Source organism: Shouchella hunanensis (assembly GCF_028735875.1).
Classification (GTDB): Bacteria; Bacillota; Bacilli; order Bacillales; family Bacillaceae_D; genus Shouchella; species Shouchella hunanensis.
Genome location: NZ_CP117834.1, coordinates 2,832,493 through 2,849,322 on the forward strand (window position 1 = coordinate 2,832,493; position 16,830 = coordinate 2,849,322).

At 39.4% G+C, this 16,830-nt stretch carries 17 protein-coding genes; 10 read left to right on the forward strand and 7 right to left on the reverse strand.

What is annotated here, in order from left to right:
- The 3 genes from PQ477_RS14335 (at position 1) to PQ477_RS14345 (ending at position 4,128) form a co-directional block, all read left to right on the forward strand.
- Entirely contained in the window at positions 1–855 is an 855-nt protein-coding gene (locus tag PQ477_RS14335) for an amidohydrolase family protein (protein WP_144558617.1), read from the forward strand.
- 235 nt (positions 856–1,090) lie between these two features.
- Positions 1,091–2,851, forward strand: a complete 1,761-nt coding sequence (locus tag PQ477_RS14340) for a M3 family oligoendopeptidase (protein WP_144560436.1) — start codon at positions 1,091–1,093, stop codon at positions 2,849–2,851.
- Between the two features lie 371 nt (positions 2,852–3,222).
- Positions 3,223–4,128 carry a hypothetical protein gene (locus tag PQ477_RS14345; RefSeq protein WP_144558618.1) on the forward strand — a complete coding sequence of 302 codons (906 nt, stop codon included), beginning with the start codon at positions 3,223–3,225 and terminating at the stop codon, positions 4,126–4,128.
- 44 nt (positions 4,129–4,172) lie between these two features.
- Here the strand turns inward: PQ477_RS14345 and PQ477_RS14350 are convergent, their stop codons facing one another.
- The 3 genes from PQ477_RS14350 to PQ477_RS14360 all read right to left on the reverse strand — a co-directional run bounded on the left by PQ477_RS14350 (position 4,173) and on the right by PQ477_RS14360 (position 6,888).
- The gene (locus PQ477_RS14350) at positions 4,173–5,210 is read right to left on the reverse strand and encodes a cytochrome d ubiquinol oxidase subunit II (RefSeq protein WP_035395535.1); all 1,038 of its coding nucleotides are present in this window, start codon (positions 5,208–5,210) and stop codon (positions 4,173–4,175) included.
- A 12-nt stretch (positions 5,211–5,222) separates the two neighbouring features.
- Positions 5,223–6,563, reverse strand: coding sequence for a cytochrome ubiquinol oxidase subunit I (locus tag PQ477_RS14355; RefSeq protein ID WP_035395537.1), 1,341 nt, complete (start codon positions 6,561–6,563; stop codon positions 5,223–5,225).
- Positions 6,564–6,684: 121 nt separating this feature from the next.
- The gene (locus PQ477_RS14360; RefSeq protein WP_035395539.1) at positions 6,685–6,888 is read right to left on the reverse strand and encodes an FbpB family small basic protein; all 204 of its coding nucleotides are present in this window, start codon (positions 6,886–6,888) and stop codon (positions 6,685–6,687) included.
- A gap of 200 nt (positions 6,889–7,088) precedes the next feature.
- Between PQ477_RS14360 and PQ477_RS14365 the strand changes: the two genes are divergently transcribed.
- From PQ477_RS14365 to PQ477_RS14375, 3 genes are all read left to right on the forward strand, one after another.
- Positions 7,089–7,235 carry a hypothetical protein gene (locus PQ477_RS14365; RefSeq protein ID WP_158318503.1) on the forward strand — a complete coding sequence of 49 codons (147 nt, stop codon included), beginning with the start codon at positions 7,089–7,091 and terminating at the stop codon, positions 7,233–7,235.
- Positions 7,236–7,344: 109 nt separating this feature from the next.
- Positions 7,345–7,686: a hypothetical protein gene (locus PQ477_RS14370; protein ID WP_052008038.1), complete on the forward strand. Its 342-nt coding sequence runs from the start codon at positions 7,345–7,347 to the stop codon at positions 7,684–7,686.
- A 350-nt stretch (positions 7,687–8,036) separates the two neighbouring features.
- Positions 8,037–8,837, forward strand: a complete 801-nt coding sequence (locus tag PQ477_RS14375; protein WP_035395543.1) for a YfkD famly protein — start codon at positions 8,037–8,039, stop codon at positions 8,835–8,837.
- A gap of 44 nt (positions 8,838–8,881) precedes the next feature.
- Here the strand turns inward: PQ477_RS14375 and yfkAB are convergent, their stop codons facing one another.
- Complete coding sequence (yfkAB, locus tag PQ477_RS14380; RefSeq protein ID WP_060705259.1) at positions 8,882–9,997, reverse strand: radical SAM/CxCxxxxC motif protein YfkAB; 1,116 nt, start codon at positions 9,995–9,997, stop codon at positions 8,882–8,884.
- A 128-nt stretch (positions 9,998–10,125) separates the two neighbouring features.
- Between yfkAB and PQ477_RS14385 the strand changes: the two genes are divergently transcribed.
- Positions 10,126–10,317: an SE1561 family protein gene (locus PQ477_RS14385; protein ID WP_035395547.1), complete on the forward strand. Its 192-nt coding sequence runs from the start codon at positions 10,126–10,128 to the stop codon at positions 10,315–10,317.
- 17 nt (positions 10,318–10,334) lie between these two features.
- Positions 10,335–10,982, forward strand: a complete 648-nt coding sequence (locus PQ477_RS14390) for a histidine phosphatase family protein (protein ID WP_035395549.1) — start codon at positions 10,335–10,337, stop codon at positions 10,980–10,982.
- 44 nt (positions 10,983–11,026) lie between these two features.
- Here the strand turns inward: PQ477_RS14390 and PQ477_RS14395 are convergent, their stop codons facing one another.
- Together PQ477_RS14395 and PQ477_RS14400 are read right to left on the reverse strand one after the other, a co-directional pair.
- Positions 11,027–12,373, reverse strand: coding sequence for a hemolysin family protein (locus tag PQ477_RS14395; RefSeq protein WP_035395551.1), 1,347 nt, complete (start codon positions 12,371–12,373; stop codon positions 11,027–11,029).
- Between the two features lie 384 nt (positions 12,374–12,757).
- Positions 12,758–13,582: a DUF368 domain-containing protein gene (locus PQ477_RS14400; RefSeq protein ID WP_060705262.1), complete on the reverse strand. Its 825-nt coding sequence runs from the start codon at positions 13,580–13,582 to the stop codon at positions 12,758–12,760.
- A 156-nt stretch (positions 13,583–13,738) separates the two neighbouring features.
- Here PQ477_RS14400 and pdaA point away from each other — a divergent pair, with 156 nt between their 5' ends.
- Positions 13,739–14,521: a delta-lactam-biosynthetic de-N-acetylase gene (gene pdaA / locus PQ477_RS14405; protein WP_035395553.1), complete on the forward strand. Its 783-nt coding sequence runs from the start codon at positions 13,739–13,741 to the stop codon at positions 14,519–14,521.
- Positions 14,522–14,551: 30 nt separating this feature from the next.
- Here pdaA and PQ477_RS14410 read toward each other — a convergent pair whose 3' ends face one another.
- Positions 14,552–14,914: a GAF domain-containing protein gene (locus tag PQ477_RS14410; RefSeq protein WP_144558621.1), complete on the reverse strand. Its 363-nt coding sequence runs from the start codon at positions 14,912–14,914 to the stop codon at positions 14,552–14,554.
- A 158-nt stretch (positions 14,915–15,072) separates the two neighbouring features.
- Between PQ477_RS14410 and rlmD the strand changes: the two genes are divergently transcribed.
- Positions 15,073–16,455 (forward strand): 23S rRNA (uracil(1939)-C(5))-methyltransferase RlmD, encoded by a 1,383-nt coding sequence (rlmD, locus tag PQ477_RS14415; RefSeq protein WP_274272287.1) that lies wholly within the window; start codon positions 15,073–15,075, stop codon positions 16,453–16,455.
- The last annotated feature ends 375 nt before the right edge of the window (positions 16,456–16,830 follow it).

A 16,830-nucleotide genomic window follows, 5' to 3' on the forward strand; every position in this document is an offset into this window, starting at 1 on the left:
TTGAAAATCATTGATGCACATGTTCATTTTTCAAGAATTCACACCTTCCAACAAACAGCAGTCGATGCAAGCATGCTCGCTTATGACCATACGGGGATTGAACGGGAATGTCAAGATGCAAATGTCATCGCAACAGTTGGCATGGGTGTGGAAGAGAGTGTTACCGGTGCTTTTCCCGACCATTCCGCTCCCGATTTAATGGGGCTGAATTTGCCGAATCGACCACAAACAATGGGCATTTGTATCGGGATAAACCCTTTTCGCTTTTCGACAGAATCAGCTGAAAAGCTAGATGCTTTACTAGAAGAAAAAGAATATGTTGGGGTGAAGATTTATTTAGGGTATTATCCATATTATGCATTTGATGATGTGTATCAGCCTGTTTATGAACTTGCGAAAAAGCATCGTGTTCCAGTTGTATTTCATACTGGTGATACGTATGCAGAAGGAGCCATTCTAAAATACGCACACCCCTTAACCATTGATGAGGTTGCTGTAAAGCATCGGGATGTGACATTTGTTATGGCCCATTTAGGAGATCCGTGGTGTTTAACCGCGGCAGAAGTGATGTACAAGAATCGGAATGTGTATGCAGACTTATCTGGTCTAATTGTGGGAACAACAGATAAAGTAGCGCAGCATATGAAAAAAGATAATTCATACTTCGATCATTTTAAACATGCGCTTATTTATGGGGATGCTTATGAGCGCTACATGTTCGGTACCGATTGGCCACTTGTCCCAATTAAGCCATACGCAGAATGGTTAGGTGGGATTATTCCAGAAAAGCACCATGAGGCATTCTTTCACGATACTGCGCTTCACGTATTTCCGAAATTACATGCATTGATATAAGCATAAGCCTGCCTTTGCTCTCATACGATTAAGTGAGAACAGAGGGGGCTTTTATTATGTTGAATTGGTGGACAAGGTATTGTAAGCAGGAGAAAGTGTTACTACTCGTAAGTGCTTTAACTGTTTTGTTTATGGTTTCAAGTTTGTTCTTTTAACTATAACGTGCAAATCTAATCTATTAATGGTACGCTATTACGGAATACGAAATAAAACCGTTTTTTTTGAGGAGGATATGATGAAAGAAACTGTTCAGTTTCCAATGACGTGGGATCTACATTCAATTTTTGAAGGCGGAAGCGATTCAAATGAATTCACAGAATTCTTCAACGAAACAAACAAGCAATTAGACCAATGGTTAGACAAACCGTCCGTTCAAGTGGAAGAATTAGTCCAAGCGATTGAAACCATTAGCCCAAGACTTTGGCAAACAGCTGCATTCGTCTCTTGCCTAGCCGCTCAAGATGTAAAAGATAAACAGGCGTTACTTTTAGCAGAAAACGTTCAAGAACAAAAAGTGAAAGCACAAAAGCTTTATTTATCTTTAGAGGAAGAATTACGAAGTATGTCTGATGACGCATTCAATCGACTGCTTACAAATGAGCAAGTGAAGCCGTCTGCTTACCTTCTTAAGAAAACCCGTTCACATGCATTAGATAAAATGAATACAGAAAAAGAAGAATTAGCAACAAAACTTGCCAAAGATGGCTATCATGCATGGGGTTCCGTTTACAATGAAGCTGTCGGACGAATGGTTATCCCGTTTGAAGAAGATGGAGAAACAAAGATGTTGTCGGCAGGTCAACTACATAATCGTTTAGGAAGTACAGATCGCCAAGTTCGAGAACGAGCATCAGAGGCTGCTTTACATGCTTGGGAAGAGCAGGCACCATTGTTTACGCAGACGTTAAACCGTTTAGCGGGCTTTCGCTTAAAGCTTTATGAAGAGCGTGGGTGGGAAAATGTTTTAAAAGAACCACTAGAGCTTAACGGTATGACGGAAGACACTTTAAATACAATGTGGGCGACCATTACAAAAAATAAACCTGAATTCTATGCGTACATGGATAAAAAAGCAACATTACTCGGTGTGGATCAGTTATCGATTCATGATGTAGGTGCGCCACTTCCACTCGAAGATGCGTCAAAGAATACCATTCCATATGAAGAAGCGTGTCACTTAATTATTAAACATTTCAACCGGTTTAGTCCAAAAATGGCTGAGTTCGCAGAAATGGCACTGCGTGAAGGTTGGGTAGAAGCAGAAAATCGTTCTGGAAAGCGTCCAGGAGGCTTTTGTACGAACTTCCCAATGAATAAAGAAACACGTATTTTCATGACGTATGACGGGTCGATGTCGAATGTTGCTACCCTTGCCCATGAATTAGGACATGCCTATCACAGCTGGTGTTTAAAAGACAATGACGTACAATCACAAAAGCAATATCCGATGAGTATTGCCGAGACAGCTTCAACGTTTGCAGAAATGATTGTAGCAGACGCTCTTGTTGACGAAGCCGAGAGCTCAGATGTTAAAAAGATGTTGCTCGAAAATAAACTGTCCCGATCTCTTGCTTTCTTTATGAATATTCATTCGCGCTTCTTATTTGAGACACGGTTCTATGAAGAGCGTAAAAACGGTATGGTACCAACAGAACGTTTAAATGAGTTAATGGTAGATGCTCAAAAAGAGGCATATGGCGATAAATTATCTTCTTACGATCCTTATTTTTGGGCATCAAAACTACACTTCCACATTACTGGGCAGCCATTTTATAACTTCCCATATACATTCGGATATTTGTTTAGTATGGGAATCTATGCGCGAGCTTTAAAGTCTGAAACATCCTTTGAAAGTGCGTATATCTCCTTGCTGCAAGATAGCGGAAGCATGACAGTCGAAGCATTAGCAGAGAAACATCTCAATGTAGACTTAACAAAACCTGACTTCTGGCAAGAGGCCATTGATGTAGTGTTAGAAGACATCCGCAAATTTTAATAAGAGAAATACGTACAGCATACTAGCTGTGCGTTTTTCTTTTATAGACAATTTCAAATGGAGTAGTGGATGTTTAGCTCTATCCAATTAGGGAAGTTTCACTATAGTGTAGACTCTCCACGTGAGTCTTCTGGTGGCTTCTTGTATGGGATAGATTTAGTAAAAGAATAAAAAAGTAAAATAAACACTGACAAAGTGGAGGTTTAAGTGTATCTTAGTTATAAAATAAGGGAAGTGTCTCATGATCCCTTCCACGTGCTAATGTGTATGCGCTTAATGAATGTGTATATGTGACAGATAGATTTGTTTGTAACATACGTTATAAATAATAAGAAGTTTTGCTGTTTTTAAGAATGAAAGGAGCAATAAAGGTGAAAAAAGCGTCGTTTTTCCTTTTATGCAGTGCTATGATGCTCACGGCTTGTGCTGACGATCAAGAACCTTCGGAGACGGAACAGGTTGATGAGGGGAGCAATGAACAAGTAGAGAATGATCAACTTCAAGGGGATCAAGACGAAACCGAGGTGGAAGAAGAGACCGAAACGGATCATGAGTTTGATGACTCTTCAGAAGAAGAGGAAGAAAAGGATGAAAAGGAAGTAGAAGACCAGTCTTCAGAAAAAGATGAAGCAGACGAAGTCATTGCTGAAGAAGATGGTTTAAATCCAGAAGGCATCATTCATCGAGCAATTGAGGCAGAAGCGCAATTTTCATCTTACTCACTTGAGTGGCAACACCACGATGTAGCGGATGATGGGTCCGTAATGGAGGCAAAGGGTTTTACGCTCATTAAATATATGGAAAACGAAAACGGCCCTGACTATTTTTATCGAGAGGATTCCGGTGTGGAGTTAGAAGAGAATGAAGCCTCTACGATCTATGAGGCACAAACGCCAGAAGCGAGGACTCTCTATATTGAGGGCGAAGATCAAGTAACATTGCAAACAGCTGCTGATGAATTTGTTCCGACTATCTCCATTCGAGATCTTCATGAATTTATCAATCAAAGTGCTGATTATCAACTGAATTATAGAGGGATTTTTGAAACAGAGGGGTATGAAGCGTACCATATCTTTGCTGTAACAGAAAATGAAGACACAGAGATTAACCTTTGGTTTGACACAGAAACAGGCATTCAAGTACGGCAAAATGAGTTTTTTGCAGGCTATAATGGAACAGTTTCTCGACTGACCATGTTTGATTCAGATGTAGAACTCACAGAAGCAGACTTTCAAATAAGCAATATTAGTCAATACCCAGTAGTTGATGAACGTTAATGCAAAAAGAAGCACTCTTTAAGAGAGGCTTCTTTTTTTAGTGTCTAATAGTCGTGACCGTCGCTTTGTAAATACGCTTTATCTTTAAAAAACAAGCGCCAAAACCATATAAAAACAGGGATTAAGATGGCGAGGCCAATAATAAAGCCAATCAATAAATAGTGAAACATCGTTTCGTTCGTGAATGAATTGTATATCGTGACGTCTGGATACAGTAGGTATGGCAAGTGCGCCATCCCGTAGGCTAAACTGGCAAGACCAAACTGGATGACTGTGAAAATAAGCGCCATCCGTGGCTGCCCTAATTCTCTGTTTTTTGATGGCCACCATAAAGCACTATAGCCAATGGCGAAAGCAAATAATGAAGCTGTATACCATCCCCATAAATCCATAAAATTGTCAAACATCCACGGCGCTTCTGGAATAAGCGTAAAGATTGCTGCGATAGCAATGACCAGTGTGAGTGGTCCAAGGATTAGGGCGTTTCTTCGATAGGTTCGAGCGGTATCAAAATCCCCAGCTTCTTTCGCATAATCAGCCATAAAGAGGGAGGAAATAAACAGCTCTGTCATTAAGCCGAAGCCGATATGCGTATAGAATGCTGGACTTTGCAGGAGACCATCTAAGAGAATATATTGTTGGTCTCCTGCAACGGTTACGAAGCCGCCAATCGCCGCCGGCAGAATGCTTATTAAGATAGCAGGAATAATGAGTCCGCAAATGCCGGACACAAGTGTAAGCACTCTTGAATACTTTTCTGTACTAAAAGCGTAAACCATAAACGCACTTCGAATTGTTAACAGTAGAAGTACTAGGCATAGTGGCACAATCATTAATGTACCTAGTGTAGGTGCGGCACCAGGGAATAAGGCAACGAATGCGACAACCAGTAAAACAAGAAACACGTTCGTCACTTTCCACGCCGGTGACAAAAAGTTATTGGCAATACGTGAGGCTTGAACATTATTTCTTCGCTCATAATACATTGCCCAAAAACCTGTTCCAAAATCAATTGAACCTGCTACTGCATAAATAAATAATAGGATCCAAATTAATAAAATGCCTAAATATACTGGTTCCATTCGCTATCCTCCTTATGATCCAATCGCATTCATGTCTTGTGCAAGAGGATTACGTTTAAAGTAGAAATAAAGTACAAGACTTGTGATAACTAAGAGAACCGCATAGAGTACAGCGAAAAAGAAGAAAATGATCCCTAAGTTTCCTGAAGTAGTAGCGGCTTCAGACGTACGTTGAATGTTGAAAATGGTCCATGGCTGCCTACCTGTACAGCTGAAAATCCAGCCTGTCTCAATGCCGATCATTGCAAGTGGACCAGATGCAACAAACGCAGCTAACATCCACTTCGGAAACACAAAATCTTTAGTCTTGCGTTTTAGAAACCAATACAATAATCCACCTCCAGATATGGCAATTAATCCTCCACCAATAAAGACCATAACATTAAATAAAGTGTGGACGATGAGCGGTGGCCAGTCTTCTTGTGGAAAATCATTTAAACCCTGTATGACACCGTCTGTTGAGTAGGTAGCAAGCCAGCTTAATAGACCTGGAATTTCGATCCCACCGATCACTTCATTTTCCTCAGGACTTGGAACCCCGAATAGCGTTAATGGTGCATTCGACTGAGTTTCAAACAAACCTTCAGCAGCAGCGAGTTTAATCGGAATTTCCTCATAAAGCATCACCGTAGTATCATGACCTGTTAAGCCAGTCCATAAAGACATTCCTAATCCAAAGATGAGTGCTAACAGCATTCCTTTATGGTGGTAGCGACGCTCAGCATCAGTAATCGATGGTTTCATTAGTTTGTAGGCTGCAACAGCGACGAGCACAAAAGCACCTGTCATATAAGCAGTGCTAACAACATGTAATGACGTTGCCCAAAAACTAGTCGATAACGCCGCTGATAAAGGATTCACATTTGTAATCGCTCCGTTTATAATGTCGAAGCCTTCAGGTGTGTTCATCCACGCATGAGCGCTCGTAATAAGAACAGCTGAAGCAACTGCACCAAAAGCTATAAAAAACGAGCTAATGATACGCATAGGCGTCGTGAGACGATCAGCCGCATAGACATAAATCGCTAAAAATAAAGATTCAAGGAAAAACGCAAAAATTTCAATTTGAAACGGGAGCGCAATGACCTGTCCAACGATTTCCATAAAACCGGGCCACAGGAGAGAAAGCATGACAGCAACAATCGTTCCTGTTGGAATGGCAACCCCTAGTAAAATCGCTAAGCCTTTCGTTAAGCGTTTTGCTAAAACAGCGTAGTCGTTATCTTTGCGAATAACACGCATTAGTTCACCGAAAAAAATCATTAGAGATATACCAACGGTTAGGGTAGCGAAGATGATGTGAAATGCCATTGACGTACCAAATAACATTCTTGAAAGTAAGACATTATCCATGTGAATCCTCTTTTCACTTTGTTTAAGAGGTAATTTGTGCAAGTAAAAAAAATATATACAAAAAAAACTCTCTCAAGTTCATTCACTACTAAGAGTGAGTAGAACGAGAGAGAGTTCGTATTTAGTAACGACGTGACTTGGTAGAAGTGTTGTCTACTGAAGCTCGATTCTTTTTAAGAGCACGTTCGTATAACTTGTCGTCTATTTTTGAAAGTGCATCCGCATCCTTCAACAATTCATCTCGATTTCTAGCCATTAAGTCTTCATAACGAACAGAATGTCTTCTGCGCAAATCCATCACCTTTTTCTGAATATTTCCTAACATCAGTATATCACCTCTATTTGTATATGCAAGGGGAATTTGTTACAAATTTTCGATAAAGAAGATTTATGTCGAAAAAAGTCACGAAAAAAAGTTTGTGTATTTTTAAGGGATACACTTTACACGTAGGGTGTACATTTGGTAAACTATTCTGCATATATAAATGAAAATAAGGGCACGTTAAAAAAATGGAGGGAAGCTTAATGACAGAAAAAGATCGTCAACGTATGGAAAGTTTAGAGGCCAAGATACATGCGCTTTCAAAGGAAATGAATGAACTTAAGCAAAAATCCTATCCAAATTTTGAACAATTAGAAACGGATAAATCATTGGTACAGACATACAATTAGAGCTGTCAGCGTAATTTCGCTGACAGTTTTTTCATTCTTCTTTGCAAAAGCGTCGAAAATTGTTTTAAAATGATACTAGAACAAGTTAGTGCATAGGAGGATGAAGATAATGGGTAAGCGTAAATGGGGTTTCATTCTTGTAACAGCAGTTGTTGTTGCAGTCGCGTCGAAGAAGGAATGGCGTGAGCGGGTATGCGTAGAAGCAAAGCTTGCTTGTAAGCAAGCGGAAGAGGCATATACGTTCCTGCGTGATAATCGAGAAGAGATGGTTTCTCAAGCAAAAGAGACGATTGAAGGTGTGAATCTTCTTTGGAAAGATGTTGCTAATGATGTTCGAGCAATTACGGAGAAAGCGGTTCACATTCGAGAAACTTCAGAAGAAGCGATTCATGCAGCAAAAGAAGCAGCAGATGAAATTAAAGCTTTAAAAAAACAACGAGAACTTGAATAGAAAAAAAACAACGGGTTATTCTAAACGTAAGGACGGTAGCTATGCTACAGTTCTTCCTATAAATCAATTGCGGTAGCTTGATGTTGATTGTCACACGTTTTCTAACTAGAAGAGGTGGTTGCGTTGAGCAATGTAAATGTCTTTTTTATCATGTAAGACCATACATGATGAAGGAAGGTGTTTCCAAAAGACAACGATCGACTCTACCCTAAAGCAGATGATTTTAAGGCAACAACAGCAGCCAAGCGCTGCTGTTGTTTTTTTTTGGTAAACATTCTCTTTTTCGATGTGGATAAAACATTTACGATTGTTTAACACTAAGCACATCAATAAAAAAAGGAGAAAATTTGATGAAAAAGATAATGATCGCATCCTTACTATTTATGCTCATTCAATCAAATCTTACGTTTGCTGCAGAAGAGCCGCAAAAAGAAGAAAATACGTTTATGATTCCTCAGTCTGTGTTATCGATATCAAAAGAAAATACTTATAAAAATCCGACTCAAGATTTGCCATATTTACAACCAAGTGAATTGGCACAGCAACTGTTGGATTCAACTCATGAAGAAATTGAAAATCCAGATCTTATCCGTATTATGAATGAATCATCCATCCAATTTGCCAAATTAGGTTTTGCTATGAAAGCATCCATTTATTTAGGCGAATGGCCACTTGCTTATGAATCAAAAGGAACAGAAGTGAATTGGGAATATCAAAAAGTGAATACGAATTACATTGATAATCGAGGCGGGAATGCGCCAAAAACAATGTCGTATTATCAAGAGCAGCAGAAGAAAATAACCGGTGGATTAACAGCGAAGATACCTAATTCTGAAGCTGTAGAAAAAATGATGATGATTTCTGCAGCAGAAAAAACGAATCTTCCTTTAGCGTTTGATACGGTTATTGGACAAAGCACGGCGAAGAATAATCAATACAACGTGCCAGCAAACCAAGTAGGATACTTGTATGGCTATGTGCCGGCTGTTCATGAAAAAGGGGACGTCACATACGGAGAAGTCTATTTAACGTTACGAGGTGGGAAGCCAAAGTTAGACGTAAAAAACGTAACGGAGCAAGGAATTGGTGCTTGGATTCCGGTTCAAGATAATTTGTCTTTTACCTTTATGGCGTCAACAAAACCTAGATAAAACAAAAAAGAAGTTCACGCTTCGTGTACTTCTTTTTTTGTTTGCTACAAATTTGAGCTTCTTTTTGTAAAGTCAATGTCACTGTAATAAGCATCACGTACAAGTAAGTTTGGCCCAAGACATTTTACAGCTGGACAATGACAGGAAATCCCTGCATTTAATGAAGAGGTTTGCCAAATTTTATAGGCGTCTGGTAACGATGTATGCTGTATATTTCCCAAATCAGGCGCATCTCCAAAATCGGTGACAATGATATCTCCAGAAAACAAGTTAATATTTAGTCGAGAACGTCCATCAGGGTCATTACGAACCGTCACGTTCTTCTCTGCATACAATCGTTTTTGTAAATTGAGATCATCTTGGTTATCGGAACAAGGGTAAAAAGGTAGGGTTCCGAACAACATCCATACGTTAGGATCACGATGGTCTAAAAGTCGATGAATGCCGTCGCGAATTTCACTAAGTGAAGCGGTCTCCAATGCGGAGGCAAAATCACTAGGGTACATAGGATGAACTTCATGACGCTGACAACCCATTTCAACAATTTGTTTGTGAATGGATTCAAGGTGAGGCAACGTTCGTTTGTTAATCATTGTTTCAGCTGATACCAATACGCCTCTAGACGTTAATGATTTAGCGTTGTCAATCATCCGGTTAAACATAGCTTCACGTTGTTTTTCTCCTGGTTTACGCTCGGCATGAGCAAATCCGATAAGGTGAAAATCGTCAATGCTACCGTAATTGTGGGAAATATGTAGCACATCTAGATAAGGGATAATAAGATCATAGCGTTCTAGCGGCATTGTTAAATTGGAATTAATTTGCGTTTTTGCACCACGTTCATGAGCGTATTTTAAAAGCGGGACAACGTATTCTCGAACTGACTTCATTGACATCATCGGTTCTCCGCCAGTAATACTAAACGCACGAAGTGTTGGAATGTCGTCGAGCCGTTGTATAATCAATTCTAGTGGAAGCGCCTCAGGATCTTTTGGAGATAGTGTATAGCCAACAGCGCAATGTTCACACCTCATATTACATAAGGTAGTCGTCGTTATTTCTATATTCGTTAATGAAAGTTGGCCAGCTTCAGCTACATCTAAGTAGGCTTCCCAAGGATCGTGTTCTGGTGTAATGCTTGTAGAATATTTTGTAATCATTCAAATCATACTCCTTTACTACAACGTCTATCTTATCGTATCTTGTAAAGAAACAAAAGACTGTTTGAGAGTATATGCATACTTTGTTAAACTTAAGCCATTGCATGTAAGTTAAAAGGAGAGATAAAATGGGTCGTGCTGTATCAACAAAGAATGAACAACTTGATTATTTACAAAAGCGATTTGAACTATTAGCATCTGTTATTGAAGGAATGGATGCCGACTCCGCTAGTGTCGAAGAACTCGATTCAATTTTAAAGATGATTGACGACATCGAGGTGAAATGTCAACAATTTCGACGAGACTGGCCAAACGCTTAAAGAAGGAGGCGGTAACTATGAAGCTATATTTTATTCGCCATGGAGAGTCAGAAGGGAATAAACAGGGGAAAATTCAAGGGACAATGGACTTTCCATTAAGTGACCTCGGGGAACGACAAGCCGACGCAGTAGCTGAATTTACGAAATCTTTATCGATTGACCAAATTTATACGAGTGATTTGACCCGTGCTCTTCATACCGCACAAGCGATTACAAAAAAACATAATCAATCTTTAAAAGAAACCACACTATTACGAGAAGTGCATTTAGGTTCCATTCAAGGAAAAACAAGAGAAGACATTTATACTCTGTACCCTCACTTAAAAGGAAAGCCTCTTGTTGGTGCTGATATAGAAGGATCTGAAACAACAGATGACCTCAGTGAACGTTGTGAACAATTATTTGCTCTTTTAAAAGAGAAGCATGCCAACGACGAATCGATTTTACTCGTTTCCCACGGGGGCTTTATCAGCATGGTACTTACGTATTTAATTGTCGGTAAACAGTGGGGAGAAGCAAGTCGTCCATTTGTAATTGGCAATACGAGCGTTAGCCTTGTTGAGTGGGATCTCGAATCAAATCGTTTTTATATCGACTATACAAATCGAACGGCTCATTTAGAAGCAGTTAAAGCGGACTACCAAGCCCGTAAAGGAATTTTATAAAAAAAGACGCATACAGCTACTTGTATGCGTCTTACATTAGTTCTTTAAGAAGTACCGTAAGCTTGATAGTGATCCTCAACGTCTTCTTCATCCGATCGCTTCAATACTTCTACTAATTTAATTTGGTGACCATCAAAGGCCTTTACAGTAAACGCATAGTCATTAAAAATCATGGTTTCGCCTACTTCAATATCATACTTTTCCGTAAGTACCCAACCACCAATTGTATCTACTTCATCTTCGTTTAGTTCAACGTGAAGCAATTTATTGACATCAGATATGAGTGTCTTTCCATCTAAAAGGTAATGATCATCATTAATAGTGCGAATAAGAGGGTCTTCTTCCACATCAAATTCGTCTCTAATTTCGCCAACAATTTCTTCGATAATATCTTCAGCCGTTATCAAACCAGCAGTGCCACCATATTCATCAAAAAGAATTGCCATATGTGTCTGTTTCTTCTGCATTTCTACAAGAAGATCATTGACTGGAATCGATTCAATTACGTTGATGACCGGACGTATATAATTCTCCAACTTTACTTCTTCGGTAATGGCTGGAGAAACAATATCTGTTAGGACTTCTCGAACATTGACAATGCCCAAAATGTTGTCTTTATCACCGTTTACTACTGGATAGCGTGTGAATTTCTCTTCACGCATAATGGCTAAATTGTCGTCTAAACTATCTTCTATAGAGACGGCAGAAATTTCAGTTCGAGGAACCATAATTTCTTTTGCCAGCCTGTTATCAAAGTCAAAAATTTTGCTAACATACTTAAACTCAGACTGATTAATTTCCCCACCTTTGTAGCTATCAGAAATGATTAGGCGCAGCTCTTCTTCCGAATGGGTTACTTCATGCTCTGACATTGGTTTAAAGCCTAAAAGGCGGATTAAAATCCGAGCAGATCCGTTTAAAACCCAGATAAAAGGATAGAGTAAGCGATAGAACCAGACGAGTGGACGGGCAATTAAAAGAGTTACCTGTTCTGCTCGTTGGATCGCGATCGTCTTAGGGGCAAGTTCACCAATAACAACGTGTAAGAACGTTGCAAAGCTAAACGAAACAACGACAGCAAGTGTTGTTACCATTGCAGGCGGTACAACCCCTTCAAAAAATGGATGAAGCATTTGCTCGAACGTTGGTTCAGCTAAACGCCCAATCCCAAGGGCTGTAATCGTAATCCCGAGTTGGCAAGCGGATAAATATTCATCTAAATGCGTCGTTACCCTTTTCGCGTACTTCGCTGATCTCTTTCCAGCTTCTAAATGTGGTTCAAGCTGCGTACTTCTAATTTTAACGATTGCAAATTCTGATGCCACAAAAAATGCGGTTAATCCAATTAATATCGCCACAGCGATAAGGCTAAGTCCCTGTTGTATGTCCAAATATTCCCCTCGTAAAGAGGGAGTCACCTCCTGTAGTGTTCAAAAAATAGGCTAGTTGAGCTTCCTAGTTTGGAACAACAGGCTAACGCATATTCTTTACCAAATGTGTAAACGTAGTGCGTACAATGACAATGTGTTTTATGTGAAGTAGATGGTTTCGCAAGAATAGCGGAAGCCCGACTCGATTGGGAAGCAAACGAGAAGTTCCAAACGATAGTTGCACGCATGTATCGTTTTTCTATCTACTTTGTACTCTCCACCATCGAATCACCCCGCTCTCGTTATTAAGTACTTATATTTTATGGGAAGAATAGAAGAACGTCAAACACTTTATTTAAAAAAATTAACAATTCAAAAAAGTGCTAAACATTTAGTTGTTTAGCACTAGGTGCGTTCAGCTCGTCCAAAAGTGAGCGCTGTTACTAAGCCTGCTAAGAACGTAAAAAATGTAACAAGACCATATAAAAAGCTATCAGGTAATGAAGATGGCATAATAACGAGAATGGATCCTGCTACAAGACCTAACATAATGGAATAGGTAGCTTGTGTGTAGGTTTTTAAGAAATAACGTATTACTCTACTTGTAAATAGTACGCCGAACACCACACCTAAGCCAATCGCTGCAATCACAGGCAAATGCAATGAATCAAGAGCAGAAATAGCCGTGTAATAAGCGCCAAGGACCATTAACACTAATGCACCACTAATGCCAGGCAAAACAAGCGCCATGCTTGCTAGTACACCAGAAAAAAATAAATAAATGTATGTTCCAGCATTGAAGTCGGTAATCACCGTTTCCACAGGCTCGCCGATAAGGCTAGTAAGAGCCATTAGCGTGAATGAAACAAGAATGAATCCATAATGGTAGGATTTAAAGCGTTTGTTCGTTTCAGCATGCGCAGAGCGCCATAAAAATGGAAGAATACCAACTACAAGGCCAACAAATAAGAACATTGTTGGAATGGGGTGCTCTGCGAGTAAGTATTTAATAAATTTTGCAGCAATCAGTAAAGCAAAAACCATTCCAATCCCTAAAGGTATTAAAAACCCTAGTGCTCGCTTTATGTTTCCTTTTGTTATGTCGCTTAATGAGCCAAGTAATTGTTCGTAAATACCCATTAACATTGCGATTGTACTCGCGCTTACGCCAGGAACGGTTTCAGTAACTCCCATTGCAAAGCCGCGAAAGAAATTTGTCCATTTAAACATGCACGTGCCTCCAATATTCATTCATACACCAATTTCAATCAAACCATAGCGTATCTGAACATGCAAGTCGAAAAAAAACGAAAGATGTGTAAATCGAATAGTTTTTTACTGTGAACCTCATACTAACATCAAGTACAATTTAACGGGAGGAAAGATATGAAAAGATGGTTGGTTTTTAGTCTTATATTCTTTGCATTTATAGCAGTTGCAGTAAAGCCGGCTTACGCTTTCGATAATACGAAATTTAACTGGAGTTATAAGCCTGCGCCTACTCATACACCAGCTGATACAGAGGAAAAGTATAAAGCGTTATTAAAGCAATCGGACAGTTATTATATCGGAAATACAAATGAAAAAGCACTCTATTTAACGTTTGATAACGGTTATGAGAATGGCTATACGGAAACGGTTCTAGATGTATTAAAAGAAAAGAACGTTCCAGGTGCTTTTTTTGTGACAGGGCACTATTTAAAAACAGCGGAGCCATTAGTCAAACGTATGGTGGATGAAGGCCATATTGTTGGAAACCACTCCTTCCACCATCCAAGCTTGCCAGCAGTAAACGACAGCAAGCTCAAAGATGAGTTAGATTCTGTTAAAGACATGTTTACAACCATTACTGGGGAAGAGCAAATGCGGTATTTGAGAGCGCCTAGAGGGGAATTTAGTGAACGTACACTTATGTTGTCAAAAGAATTAGGCTATACAAATGTATTCTGGTCTCTAGCTTATAAGGACTGGGAAGTCGATAAACAAAGAGGAAAAGAGTATGCATTTGAACAAGTGATGAAGCGAATACACCCAGGTGCTGTTATGCTCATTCATTCGGTTTCACCAGATAATGCAGCCGCCTTAGGCGATATTATTGATGCTTGTGAAGAACAGGGCTATACATTTAAAAGTTTAGATGACTTAGCGTTGGATCAACCACTACCATAAATAAAAAGGAGCTGCATCTGCGGCTCCTTTTTAATTCATTTGACTATCGTAAGCAATGGCACTTGCGATCGTTTCCAAAGTAGACAGATCGGTTACATCAAATGCAATTGATTCTTTTGTCCGTACAATCATCATCCCAATTTCTGTGCTAGCAGCGTTTTTTACAGGGAACTTTAATTCACCATTACATTCCCATCGTAAATCATTGCTAAAGCAAGAAGCGGCAACAAGTGTATGGTTTAAATCTTCATACATATAGATGCCGACCCAGTCAATATAAGGTACTGTCTCAACTAAGCTTTCAACTGTTTTTTCAAATACATAATCTGTGTCTTGTTTTTTGTAAACGTGAGCCATAATTTTTAGAGAAGCTATATCCGTAGGAATAGACAACTTATCACCACCTCCGAACACAATTACTTCTCCATTTTATCAGAAGTTTTCATAAGATGAATTAGAAAGTTTAGGAAGGGTAGAAAAATTTGTTATACTATGTAAAAGAAAACCCCAATACATTAGGGTTTTAATTAGGAGGAAAAAATTAAATTTTTATGAATGACAAGGAACAAAGTAGTATTCAACTAACAAAAGGTCAACGGTTTCCACTTACAATTAAACGCTTAGGTATTAATGGTGAAGGTGTAGGCTATTTCAAAAAGAAAGTCGTGTTCGTTAAAGGAGCGTTACCGGGTGAAGAGGTCGTTGTAGAAGTAACGAAAGCAAGCCAACGGTTTACTGAGGCGAAAATTCGGAAGCTACGAAAAACGTCACAAGAACGCCAAGCCCCGCCATGTCCAATATACAATGAGTGTGGTGGATGTCAGCTTCAGCATATGGATTACGCCGCAACGTTACGCGGGAAAAAAGACATTGTGGCACAAGCTTTTTATCGCTATACGAAGCTAAGCGAAGAAAAACTCCCTTTAAACGATACGATTGGTATGGACAATCCATGGTTTTACCGCAACAAAAGCCAATTACAAACGCGGAAGACGAATGGCACAGTTGCGGCAGGCTTGTATAAAGAAGGGACTCATGAACTCATTGATTTATCGGAATGTCTTGTCCAGCATAAAGAGCTTAATGCAGTGACGCAAGTAGTGAAAACAATTTTACAAGACTTATCGATTCCGATTTATGACGAGAAAAAACATAATGGACAAGTAAGAACCATCGTCACGCGAGTTGGGTTTGAATCGGGGCAAGTACAACTAGTGCTTGTAACCCGGACAAAAGAGTTTGCGAAAAAAGAGTTACTTATTGAGAAAGTACGAAAGAAATTACCGCAAGTCACATCATTTATGCAGAATATTAATCATGAGCGGACTTCACTTATCTTTGGCGAAAATACTCATCATTTAGATGGGGAAGAAACGATTAACGAACGACTAGGTGAGTTTGCTTTTGATTTATCTGCACGCGCATTCTTTCAGCTTAATCCAGCCCAAACGGTAAAGCTCTATAACGAAGCAAAGAAAGCAGCGAAACTAACTGGAAAAGAAAACGTAATCGACGCCTACTGTGGTGTTGGAACAATTGGACAGTGGGTAGGTAAGAACGCTAAAGAAGTACGAGGGATGGACACGACGAAAGAAGCGATTGCTGACGCACGAAAAAATGCTAAGCAACACGGGATTCGTGCATCCTATGAAGTAGGAACAGCCGAAAAATGGATGCCGGTCTGGTTAAAGGAAGGCTTCAAACCGGATGTTGTGATTGTAGATCCTCCTCGAAGCGGATGTGATGGGAAGCTTCTTCAATCAATTGTAAAAGCAAAACCAAAACGAGTGGTTTACGTATCGTGCAACCCATCCACCCTTGCAAAAGACATTGAACAACTGATGAAAAAAGGCTATAAAATCAAAAACATTCAACCTGTCGACATGTTCCCATGGACGGCGCAAGTTGAAAGTGTAACCGAGCTAACCCTGTAAATACAGGGTTTTTTCTCGTTTGGGTGGCAATGATCACATTTTGGCGATAATGAGTTTTTCCGTGAAGATCTTTGGTAACGTGAGATTTTGCAATAGAAGAATTTCTTGTCATTAGTGTCTCCATGGTAAATCTTTTCTTACTTTTTGGTATTGGTTTTACTTCTTTCTTTACGAAGGTGAGGAATGATTACTGTCCATGTCAAAAATAGAGAAGAGGCAAGTATTAAGGCATTCAGCCATTTTACTTGGTCATCATGAATTATGCTCAATATTAAGTAAACACTACCGCACACGAGAGCTACTATAAGAGAGTCAAACCATTTGTTAAAATGATACATGGGAATACCTCCTATGTTTTTCTTTTCTTGAAAATGA

Bases quoted from the DNA above. Each gene is read 5' to 3' on its own strand.
- PQ477_RS14400 (WP_060705262.1), bottom strand. From the start codon at position 13,582: ATGTTTAAATGGACAAATTTCTTTCGCGGCTTTGCAATGGGAGTTACT.
- PQ477_RS14390 (WP_035395549.1), top strand. From the start codon at position 10,335: ATGAAGCTATATTTTATTCGCCATGGAGAGTCAGAAGGGAATAAACAG.
- PQ477_RS14360 (WP_035395539.1), bottom strand. From the start codon at position 6,888: ATGTTAGGAAATATTCAGAAAAAGGTGATGGATTTGCGCAGAAGACAT.
- PQ477_RS14375 (WP_035395543.1), top strand. From the start codon at position 8,037: ATGAAAAAGATAATGATCGCATCCTTACTATTTATGCTCATTCAATCA.
- PQ477_RS14355 (WP_035395537.1), bottom strand. From the start codon at position 6,563: ATGGATAATGTCTTACTTTCAAGAATGTTATTTGGTACGTCAATGGCA.
- yfkAB (WP_060705259.1), bottom strand. From the start codon at position 9,997: ATGATTACAAAATATTCTACAAGCATTACACCAGAACACGATCCTTGG.
- PQ477_RS14365 (WP_158318503.1), top strand. From the start codon at position 7,089: ATGACAGAAAAAGATCGTCAACGTATGGAAAGTTTAGAGGCCAAGATA.
- rlmD (WP_274272287.1), top strand. From the start codon at position 15,073: ATGAATGACAAGGAACAAAGTAGTATTCAACTAACAAAAGGTCAACGG.
- pdaA (WP_035395553.1), top strand. From the start codon at position 13,739: ATGAAAAGATGGTTGGTTTTTAGTCTTATATTCTTTGCATTTATAGCA.
- PQ477_RS14340 (WP_144560436.1), top strand. From the start codon at position 1,091: ATGAAAGAAACTGTTCAGTTTCCAATGACGTGGGATCTACATTCAATT.
- PQ477_RS14370 (WP_052008038.1), top strand. From the start codon at position 7,345: ATGGGTAAGCGTAAATGGGGTTTCATTCTTGTAACAGCAGTTGTTGTT.
- PQ477_RS14350 (WP_035395535.1), bottom strand. From the start codon at position 5,210: ATGGAACCAGTATATTTAGGCATTTTATTAATTTGGATCCTATTATTT.
- PQ477_RS14385 (WP_035395547.1), top strand. From the start codon at position 10,126: ATGGGTCGTGCTGTATCAACAAAGAATGAACAACTTGATTATTTACAA.